This window comes from Aeromonas salmonicida subsp. salmonicida (assembly GCF_001643305.1).
Lineage (GTDB): Bacteria > Pseudomonadota > Gammaproteobacteria > Enterobacterales > Aeromonadaceae > Aeromonas > Aeromonas salmonicida.
Genome location: NZ_LSGW01000058.1, coordinates 1 through 5,616, shown reverse-complemented (window position 1 = coordinate 5,616; position 5,616 = coordinate 1). Strand labels below are relative to the sequence as shown.

The 5,616-nt window shown below is 54.6% G+C and carries 9 protein-coding genes; 2 read left to right on the top strand and 7 right to left on the bottom strand.

Annotation, left to right across the window (positions count from 1 at the left end; all coding sequences use genetic code 11):
* On the top strand, nt 1–303 hold a 303-nt coding region (locus AXW79_RS23440), incomplete at its 5' end, for a hypothetical protein (protein ID WP_063977639.1).
* A 114-nt stretch (nt 304–417) separates the two neighbouring features.
* On the opposite strand, the gene AXW79_RS09290 is transcribed toward AXW79_RS23440, so the two are convergent.
* From AXW79_RS09290 to AXW79_RS23710, 6 genes are all read right to left on the bottom strand, one after another.
* On the bottom strand, nt 418–1,404 hold the full coding sequence (locus tag AXW79_RS09290; RefSeq protein ID WP_005321767.1) for a replication initiation protein: 987 nt from the start codon (nt 1,402–1,404) through the stop codon (nt 418–420).
* Between the two features lie 575 nt (nt 1,405–1,979).
* The gene (locus AXW79_RS09285) at nt 1,980–2,609 is read right to left on the bottom strand and encodes a hypothetical protein (protein ID WP_005321764.1); all 630 of its coding nucleotides are present in this window, start codon (nt 2,607–2,609) and stop codon (nt 1,980–1,982) included.
* A 108-nt stretch (nt 2,610–2,717) separates the two neighbouring features.
* A complete protein-coding gene (locus AXW79_RS22205; protein WP_073531821.1) occupies nt 2,718–2,987 on the bottom strand; it encodes a type II toxin-antitoxin system RelE family toxin in 270 nt (89 codons plus the stop codon).
* Nucleotides 2,971–3,195 (bottom strand): type II toxin-antitoxin system RelB family antitoxin, encoded by a 225-nt coding sequence (relB, locus tag AXW79_RS09280; protein WP_005321784.1) that lies wholly within the window; start codon nt 3,193–3,195, stop codon nt 2,971–2,973. The genes AXW79_RS22205 and relB overlap by 17 nt, the downstream gene beginning before the upstream one ends.
* A 208-nt stretch (nt 3,196–3,403) precedes the next feature.
* Nucleotides 3,404–3,712, bottom strand: a complete 309-nt coding sequence (locus tag AXW79_RS23715; protein WP_005321781.1) for a hypothetical protein — start codon at nt 3,710–3,712, stop codon at nt 3,404–3,406.
* The gene (locus AXW79_RS23710) at nt 3,713–4,270 is read right to left on the bottom strand and encodes a hypothetical protein (protein WP_005321778.1); all 558 of its coding nucleotides are present in this window, start codon (nt 4,268–4,270) and stop codon (nt 3,713–3,715) included. It lies immediately after the preceding gene.
* Between the two features lie 97 nt (nt 4,271–4,367).
* Here AXW79_RS23710 and AXW79_RS24125 point away from each other — a divergent pair, with 97 nt between their 5' ends.
* Nucleotides 4,368–4,799, top strand: coding sequence for a hypothetical protein (locus tag AXW79_RS24125; RefSeq protein WP_005321776.1), 432 nt, complete (start codon nt 4,368–4,370; stop codon nt 4,797–4,799).
* A gap of 175 nt (nt 4,800–4,974) precedes the next feature.
* Here AXW79_RS24125 and AXW79_RS09260 read toward each other — a convergent pair whose 3' ends face one another.
* Entirely contained in the window at nt 4,975–5,385 is a 411-nt protein-coding gene (locus tag AXW79_RS09260) for a MobC family plasmid mobilization relaxosome protein (RefSeq protein ID WP_005321773.1), read from the bottom strand.
* Between the last annotated feature and the right edge of the window lie 231 nt (nt 5,386–5,616).

Here is a 5,616-nt window from a genome sequence, read left to right as displayed (position 1 = left end):
GGACAGCACCGACAAGGGAGCGAGAAGCGCGGACGGGGTAGACCCAAGACAGGAACCGCAAAGACTGGGGCGGAACGTCAAGCAGCCTTTCGTGCCAAACAGCAGGAGAATAACGTTACAGTAACGATAAGTCGGGAACTGCTGGATGGACTGGATGCCCAAATGCAGGCGATCAGGGATCGCGGTTCGGTCGTGGTGCTGACACCGGAACAGGCGGGCGAGATCTTGAAGGCCATACGCAAATCAAGCCTAAAGCAGCTCCGTGGACAACGCCCCCGCCCACAGGCCAAACCCACGGCCTGATGGACGGCCTACGGTTCGGGCGCTTGCCCACCTCGCCAAGGTTCTCTCTCGAATACTTTGAGAAGCGAAAACGCCCCTTACGGGGCGCTGTTATCTGATAAGGCTTTGTTTTGATCACTCACGATCACGACGGAGGTAATTGGACACGCTGCCCGCCGAAATTTGCAGATCCTCTGCAATATCGCGGTTACTGTAACCCATAGCTTTGAGCCTGATCACTTCGGGGAGCAAGTCATTGCGAACTTTCCCACTATTGCTCGGCCTGCCACCGCCTTTGGATAGCTTCCCCCCTATGCGTCCACCCTTCGCTCCTCGATGCGCCTGCACCAGGCTAAACCCGGCGGGGGTGAATCGATTCCATACCCAACGGGCGATACTCTTTGCCGTGGCCTTGATCTCTGACACTGGAAGCGGGCCGCCCTGCTCCCGTCCAAACGCATTAGCGCTATCACAAGCAGATCTCACCGCATCGCCCCAAGCCTCGTACCCGTTAGGCCGCCAATACGCCCTAACGGCGCTGTAGGCCCATTCACGCACGTTATCAAACACCGTGACGTTACGGCCCAGTCCGCCGACCTCTTTGCGACTGCGGCGACTATAGGCCGCCAAATCCGCATCAGGGCAGAACTCCGCCAGATAGTCGAGGCTAAACGGCTCGCTGTGATGCCATATCGTCCACCAATCGCCATGTACGGGGTTTTTGGTGATAAGCCCTGCATATCCCATATCGGCCCCCAACCGCTTCGCCAGAACGTGTTCTATGGCCGCCAGATAGCGCAACGGCTTTTGCTTGGCCGCACTGGTACGGGCCACGACAGCCGCTAGATAGTATCCGTAGTGAGCGTGACAATTGAGAGGGTTGACCGTGACCCAGTTCGGGGCGGGTAATCCGGCCTCCTTCCACGCCTCATAGCCGTCTGGGCTGTCCACATCGAACACCAGACAGGCCACGTGCGGCGGCGGGTTGTGCTGGATATGGCGATAAGCCAGCGCGGTCGCTTGCGGGCGGATCAGCAGCCCATGCGCCGGATCATCGGTGCAGTAGGGGCGGCGGGGGAGACGTTCGACAAAGGCAGCGGCTTGAAGCGCTGGTTTTACCATTGGACACCGCGCTTATTGGCGGTGCTGGCTTGTTTGGTGTGACCCATGTGATATATTTCACCTATTGCTTTGCATAAGTCCGGCCCCGAACTCTCTGTGCTCTTCCGCCAAGTTGAAAACAGAGATTCGGGGTTTGTCTTTTCTGGACAGTACGTTACCGCAGGTGCCTACGCCTGAGCAACGTTTAGCCATACACCTCACTACGATGTCCGATCTGAGGTTCTACGCCGGAATTCCAGTTTTTTCCGTCTCGCCAGAAAAACCAGTGTTGGCGCGAGTTGTCGTAAAACAGTTGCTTCCCGACATAGCCCGTATTGGGTCGAAAAATACGCGCAGCTATGAGCAAAACATATACGGCAAACCCTGTCGGATACAATTTGTAGACGGAAAGATCAGCCTAAACGTTTACCAGCGGAATTTTCTTGGCTTCCGGCTTATAACCCCTAGCCCCCCCCCTCGTTGGCCTTCAGTTAGCTGCTCGTACATCTTTTCGCTCGTCTTTCGCGGACAATGTGTGGAGTGACCCGGCAGTTAGCCGACTCACCACAACCTCCTCACGCGTTGCACTTATTATCTTAATTCGCGGTTAGCTTTTTTATAGAAGAGAGTTCAAGAAGGAAGAATTCAACAACAGAAGCTGCCTCTTCGCGCAAATGCATTGTTTCTAGTGGTGGCTCATCTCCGCCAGCTCTCATTATAGCTCTTTTTGCTTGGGTGGTTTCACCATTTCTTGCAAAATAAAGAATTGATTGCGCTATGGATAAAACAATATCGATCTTAGCAGCTATAATGTCTTCATTGATAGCTTTTATATCGAAATCTTTCCACAGCTTATTGAAAAGACAATCCATTTCCATGCTGCTAACATCAAACTTGTCTTGGTTGCTCAGAAGAACATCATTAGGAATTCTTTCCAATTCATCCAACACACTAATTAGTTTCATATATGACACGCACCTAGTATTTCTTTTTGTTACAGGCAATTTTTCCATATATAAAATCATTTCTGGATATTTTAATGAATTTAAAGTCAGGGTGTTGAATTCATTTTTCGCCCCCCACCAACTCTCTGATGTTAACTGAGCATCAAGACGCTCTAGCGCCAAATTTGCCTGGACTATTCCATTGGCTTTTTTTGCGTAATGCTTTAGATAAATATATATAAGAGGTATAAGAGCAAGTAGCAGTGGAATTATGGCTTTCATTAATAAATCTCACTTGTTAATTTAATGCATTTGGTGTGAGCAGATGATTTCTGTAATTCATTATCAATCATCTGTTGTAGTTCCTACCAAGACAGTCAGTAACAAAAACTAACTTCCACCATATACTTCACTGCGATGCCCAATTATCACAGCAACAATGACAAGATCGTTATCTCTTATGTCACACACAACCCGATAATCCCCCACGCGATAACGCCAGTAGGTTCGTAAATTACCGGTTAGAGCTTTGCCAGCATCCCTCGGATTTTCAAGCATCATAATCCGCCGCAGATATTTTGTGATCCTCTGCGATTGGGTCTTATCCAGCCTAGCCAATTGCTTCTTGGCGGTATCGGTCAATTCAACTTTCCAAGCCAAGATCGCGCTCCACGTCATCCAATGAGAACAGGCGCTCTTCGCCCTTGCGAACATTCTCCATGACCCTCTCAGCCAGATAGTAATCTTCCAACTCTTCCAGATGGGTCAGGATGGCCTCCCGTGCATAGAAGGTCTTCGTTCTTCCCGTCTCTTGCGCCAAATTTGCCAAACGCTCTTCGATCTCCGAAGGCAAGCGTATCGCTAACATAATCCACCCCAAAGGCTAATGATATACGTGTATATCATACGCTAAACTCCAGCCCCTGCAACTAGGGTGACTAGCGAAGTCTGTCAATCTCGTTGCAGGGGCCGCCAAGCAACGCGCGGCAGCTACAGCTCAAGCCCTCTATACCGCTCATACTCCAGCGATAACTCCAGCTCTTTGCTCTCCTTGAGCTCCTTGGCCTGCTCGTTGATCAGCCCTGCGCGCTCTGCAAGTTCTCCAGCGCCTTGTTCAAGGCGCTGACACTGCTGTTCAAGCTCCCTAGCGCTGCGCTGGTAACCTTGTTCGAGTGCGTTACCCCGCTCTGCAACGTCCGGATCTCCTCGTGCAGGTCGCTGCATAGCTTCCCGCAGCTCCTGAGCGCATCGTTGCACACCTTTTGCAACGCGCTCAAAGAGTGCGCTTGCTGCTGCAATTGCAGCCTCAAGTCCTCGGTTTGTTGCTCGTGCCGCTGTTCGATCTGCTCCAGCTTCGCCAACAGTACCCGCTCCAGCTCTGTCATTTAGCGCACCTCCACGGCCATCTTGCCCGCCTCTGTCTTGTACGGCGCCCCAATCTTGCGGGCGATGATGTAGCGTTTTCCATCCGCCCCCTTGAAGTAGCTCACCCCCTTCGGCAACTCGTCCAACGTGCTCTGGGCGCTGCTGATCTCTTGCCGCAAACTCCGCAACGTCCCCATGTCTTGTTCGATCTGCTCCCATATCCAGTTCATGCCAAACCAGCTTCCCATCAGTAACCCCACCCCGCAGAAAATCCCCAGCAGCGCGGCTTTGAACCAGACGCTGGAGACCAGTTTCAGCATGTCGGCTTCGTCCTTGACCTCCCTCAAGACTGTTTTCAAGGGTCTGCTCGCGTCGTAGATCTGCTGGGGCAAGTCCTCGATCCCTTCCTTGATAGCGGTCACGGTTGTATTCAGCTCGCCGCTGATGCGCTCCTGCAAGTCGCTCCTGAGCGTCTCTAGCAGCGCTTGCGCTAACTTCTCCACCTCGCCCAATTCCTGCTCTTGCCGCTGCTTGAGCTTCTCGCTCAAGAGTGCTTTGCGCTGTCCAAGACTCTCCATACAACTCCCCTTTCAACCGGATCGCCTTCGGGTATCCCTCCGGCTTGACGCTGGTGTAATCCTTGCCTGTGCGCGTTATCTCGCACCCTAGCCCCTCTTGCAGGTAGGCCCGCAGTTCATCAGCATTGCTCACCACCCCTTGCGCGACTGCACCGATCAGGTGGTCGGTGAGCTGCTTTTTGATGGCTGTGTGGTCTGTCACGGCCTTGTACGCTTCAAAATCGGGCCGCAACAGCCGCGCCCTGAGCGGGTCGTCTGGCCGCGCCCACCCCTTTTCGTGGTTGTGCTTGTCCCTCACCGCATCGAAGTCTTTGCGCTGCCCTGGCGGGGCCGGATTGAACGATTTGCCGCTGCCCAGGTGAACACGGGGGATCAGGATATGCACATGCACCCCGCCATCCGCTTCGGCGTGCTCAACCGCGGTCAAATGCACGTCCTCCCGCGCCAGTCCGGCAAATGCCAGCGCCTCGAAGTCGTCCAGCACAGCGCTGATCTCGTCCGGTCGCGGGGCCTCTTCGGCAGCCCATGAGATCACCGCGCTGCTATAGCGCTGCTGAAAGGGCAGCGAGTCGGCCACCGCCGCGAACAGCACCGGATCCCCCCGCAGTACCGCCACCCCAGCCCGTGGCTCCCCTGTGTGATCGTGCGGCCCCATGAGGTAGGCCGAGGCGTGAGCACCGCTTCCCGTGCCGTGGGCAAGGAACTTAATGTGCATCGCTCTCCCCCTTGCGGTTCGGCTTGGGGGGCGGCGGCAACTGGGGCAGCAGGTGCGTGGCCTGCCCCTCGATACTGCGAAGCAGGGCCAGCACTTCGACCACTTGCACCGGTGAACCGATCAGCCGGCACTCGTTCAGGGCGCGGGCGATCTGGTTGAGGTTGTTGCTCATCCCTGCCAATTGCCGCATCAGCACCGGATCCGCATCGTGGCTGGTATCTCGCACTCGGACCGCTCGCTTGCGCGGGGTCGGCAGGTGCATTTGTTGATTGGCATCGATAGCCCCCCTGATCCAGTCCGACAAACTGAGGTCTGCCGCCTCCGCCTTCTCTCGCCATTCGGCGGCGGTCGGCTTGTCTATCCGCACGCTGACGGTGGTCGTTCTGGCCGTTTTGGTCACGGTGCCTCCGGTGTTTTTTGTGTGGGGATTGAAGGGGCGAAGCCCCTCACCAGCCCCGTGTTACTGTGAGCCGCGAAGCGGGCGAAACAGTAATACGGGTAGGCTGGCTTAATCCAAGTTAGCATGCAAGCTGGGGCCTGAAAAATTGGTAATTACCGTTACAATAACGCATAATCTTTTATTGTCACAGTGACTAAAAATGGAGTGGCTATGAAGGACAGCACCGACAAG